Below are 3,656 nucleotides of genomic sequence, written 5' to 3'. Positions count from 1 at the left end.
TATTTGAAGTAATTCTGAACCTGCTTTTTTTTGTCTGAGCCAATCATTCAATGAATTTACATTTTTCGCATTCTACTAGCTATATTTTTGACTTTATCAATCAATTTTTCTCCTAAACTTTTTTTCTTTTCAGTCTTTTTAGGATAGTAAGTTGGTTTTGTTTCACCCAGATATCTATAATCCTCCCAAATATCCCAATAAGGGCATCCTGGTTCAATCCGAAAACCTGCCCAATGTAAATATTGCACAGGTTTACCTACTTTTGTATCAATTAAGCGATCGCCTTCCCGTTGAAAATGGGGACTACCTGCCCAACTTCCGGGACCTTTACCTTCTGGTCGTCGGACCAAATTCAATCGCCGAGAAATATGTTTTAATACTATATAGTTAAAAATTGGCTGGTCTGTGGTTTTTTCTGAAAAGTCAAAATATTGGGTATGGGCAGCACATTCGGCAAAAGTTTCATACAATTCATTTTCTGTAAACAGGTTTTTCTTTGATGCCCACCACCCACTATTAAATACATCTTGAAGTTGTTCTTCAGTAAAGATTTTATTTTCTATAACTTTGGATGTAAAGACATTTTTAATCCCACCTAAATGTTGATAGTCGCAACACAGAAAATCGTAATCTTCCAGATATTTGAGATTATCAGCGATTTTTTCAAAGACAACAATATCAACATCAATATAGAGAAATTCATCGAACGGTCCGAACCAACAAGCTTGTTTTTTTTGTTTGTTAGGAGTGTTAAAAAAGCCTTGACCGAAAATGTTATATAATTTGTTGCAAAGATTATCTACAAATTCCAAATCTGGATAAATTTCTACTCCATATTTACTCGTAACAATTTCTGCTACCTGCTGATAATTTTCATCAAAAGGAATCATCATAATTGGAGTATCAGAATCATATAATCTGATACTTTTTAGCAGAGCAATTGTGTTATCAAGTACCTTATCATTAGCAACAATATAAATTCCTTTCATTGTAATTTACCCTCAACTTGATAATCCTATTTTCTTGAAGATTTTATCAATTAAACTTGGTGGAGGATTATAAGGTTTTGGTTTCCCTATAAACCTAGGTTTTTTCTCCGGTTCATGTAGATAGCGATAGTGTAAAAATATATCTCGATAAGGAAAGTCTAAATTTTCCCCTGCACAAACTCTAGTAAATGCTTTAGATGGAACTCCAATGTAATGTAAATAAGTTAATCTTACACCCTTATCATAAAGTAAATTATCCNATTAAACTTGGTGGAGGATTATAAGGTTTTGGTTTCCCTATAAACCTAGGTTTTTTCTCCGGTTCATGTAGATAGCGATAGTGTAAAAATATATCTCGATAAGGAAAGTCTAAATTTTCCCCTGCACAAACTCTAGTAAATGCTTTAGATGGAACTCCAATGTAATGTAAATAAGTTAATCTTACACCCTTATCATAAAGTAAATTATCCCGATATTCAAAATGAGGAGAAGTTACGGAACAACCAGTTTTTTCTTCTGGAGGTAAATGCAGAGAAAAATTATAGAGCTGCATTTGAGAACGCATGATCATATAATTAATAATTGACTGGTCAGGACCGTTAATATATAAAAGTTCTGAATCTCCAGAGTTGAGTTGCTCTAATAACCAATTCCGCTTTTCTTCTGGAAATAAACCCTTTTTTGATGCGTACAAACCAGCACAAAATATTTCCGAATCTATCCTTTCTTTACTAAAAATTTCTAGTAATTTAGGTGAGTTAACATCGTAAACATGGGTAGGGTCTTTATACTGAAAATCATATACAACTACATCATTTGGATCTAGTTTTTCAAAGAGATAATCTAAGGAATTGAGAACCAATATATCAGCATCCAAAAAAATAAATCTTTCAAACGGACTTTCCGAATCAAAAGAACAAAATCTCCGGTGCATTCCCATACGATTAACTCCAGAGACTCCTTTTTCTTGCCAACGTGCAAAAGCATTTGGATGACCTTCCCAAATTTTTGTCGAGAAATCTTCCCACCGATTTAATATTTCCCTATTATCTAACAATTGTACATTTTTTCGGCCTTGAATTTCTGGTATAGTCTTTTCCTGGCGATCATCATAAGGGATGACACAAACTGGAAAGTCAGGACTAAGATTAACCTCTATACTATTTAGTAGGGCAATGAGTTGATCGTAAACAACATCATTAGCGAGGGTGTAAATTCCATCCATAAATAAACCTTAAATTTCTAGTTAGGAAAATTTTGTGACAAATTCATATCCCCAATAGTTCTAAATATATCTATCATCAATACCATAACCTAGCTGTCCCTTCCACAGTCATAATGTGCTAACTACATCTGTATTTTTTTGACTAAAATTTTTCATACTAATGTATTTTCAACTTGATAATCCAATTTTATTGAAGATTTGATCAATTAAACTTGGTGGAGGATTATAAGGTTTTGGCTTCCCTATAAACTTAGGTTTTTTCTCCGGTTCATGTAGATAGCGATAGTGTAAAAATATATCTCGATAAGGAATATCTATATTTTCTCCGGCACAAATTTTAGTAAATGCTTTTGATGAAACTCCAATATAGTGGAGATATGTTAACCGCTTACCATGATCGTAAACAATATGGTCTTGCTCTGTAAAATGTTTCGAGGTCACGCTGTTACCTGTTCTTTCATTTTGAGAGAGACTAATAGCCAAATTATCTACTTTCAAATTTAACCGCATTACCATGTAGTTGAGGATTGGTTGATCTGATGCCCATATATAAAGTATTTCTGATTCTCCTTCTCGTAACTTTTCCAGAAACCAATCTATATTTTCTTGCTGAAATATACCTTTTTTAGAGGCATAGAAACCAGAACAAAAAATCCTGGACTTGATATATTCTTCAGGAAACAATTCTTCTAACCTAGGAGATGAAATATCATAGACATGACCAGGGTCTTTATGCTGAAAATCATATACTACCCAGTCACTTTGATTGAGTCGATCAAAAACCCGATCCACAGGTTCCATGAGTAAAGCATCTGCATCTATATATAGAAAGCGATCGAAAGGACCATCAAAAGCACAGAACGGACGATGATGTCCAAATCTATAATAGGGGACAAATCCCTTCTCTAACCTCCTTTGATGAGCATTGGGGTGAGCATCCCAGACATCACGATAAAATTGATCCCATTTTTCTATTGATTCCCAATCGTTGTAGATTTGGACGTTAGGTCGTGTAGAAATCTCAGCAGTAATTCTTTCTATGTTGTTGTTATAAGGATAAATACAAACTGGTATTTCGTTGCTGTGATTAACTTGTATACTATTTAGTAGAGCTACAAGTTGATCAAAGACATTATCATTAGCAAGGGTGCATATTCCATCCATAAATAAATCTTAAATTTCTAGTTAGGAAAATTTCGTGACAAATTTTAGATCACCAATTGAGTAGATTAAGTTTGTAAAGAAAAGATAGATCTGGTATCAGAAATCGCATTTTTAGCCTCATGCCAACTATCTAGGAGTAGAAGTCACTTTATATGTATGACAGTCCTTTTTCATCCATACTTGGTAGGCTCAAAAAACTAGCAGGGGGAAATATTATCTGTTGCTGGACTATCATAATAAATTGGCAAATACCAACATAGTAGAGTATCCTATAATTT

At 33.6% G+C, this 3,656-nt stretch carries 3 protein-coding genes; all 3 read right to left on the bottom strand.

The features are described 5' to 3' along the window. Window positions 1-56: 56 nt before the first annotated feature. The 3 genes from AFK68_RS06045 to AFK68_RS06030 all read right to left on the bottom strand — a co-directional run bounded on the left by AFK68_RS06045 (window position 57) and on the right by AFK68_RS06030 (window position 3,378). Window positions 57-989 (bottom strand): Npun_R2821/Npun_R2822 family protein, encoded by a 933-nt coding sequence (locus AFK68_RS06045; RefSeq protein ID WP_094671999.1) that lies wholly within the window; start codon window positions 987-989, stop codon window positions 57-59. Window positions 990-1,249: 260 nt separating this feature from the next. Continuing rightward, the coding region (locus AFK68_RS06035; RefSeq protein WP_143437603.1) for an Npun_R2821/Npun_R2822 family protein at window positions 1,250-2,214 on the bottom strand (965 nt) is incomplete at its 3' end. A gap of 168 nt (window positions 2,215-2,382) precedes the next feature. Beyond that, entirely contained in the window at window positions 2,383-3,378 is a 996-nt protein-coding gene (locus AFK68_RS06030) for an Npun_R2821/Npun_R2822 family protein (RefSeq protein ID WP_094671997.1), read from the bottom strand. Window positions 3,379-3,656: the final 278 nt, after the last annotated feature.

Source organism: Hydrocoleum sp. CS-953 (genome assembly GCF_002260545.1).
Taxonomy (GTDB): domain Bacteria; phylum Cyanobacteriota; class Cyanobacteriia; order Cyanobacteriales; family Microcoleaceae; genus Trichodesmium.
The sequence above is the reverse complement of the archived record's forward strand: the minus strand, read 5'-3'. Positions and strand labels throughout refer to the sequence as shown.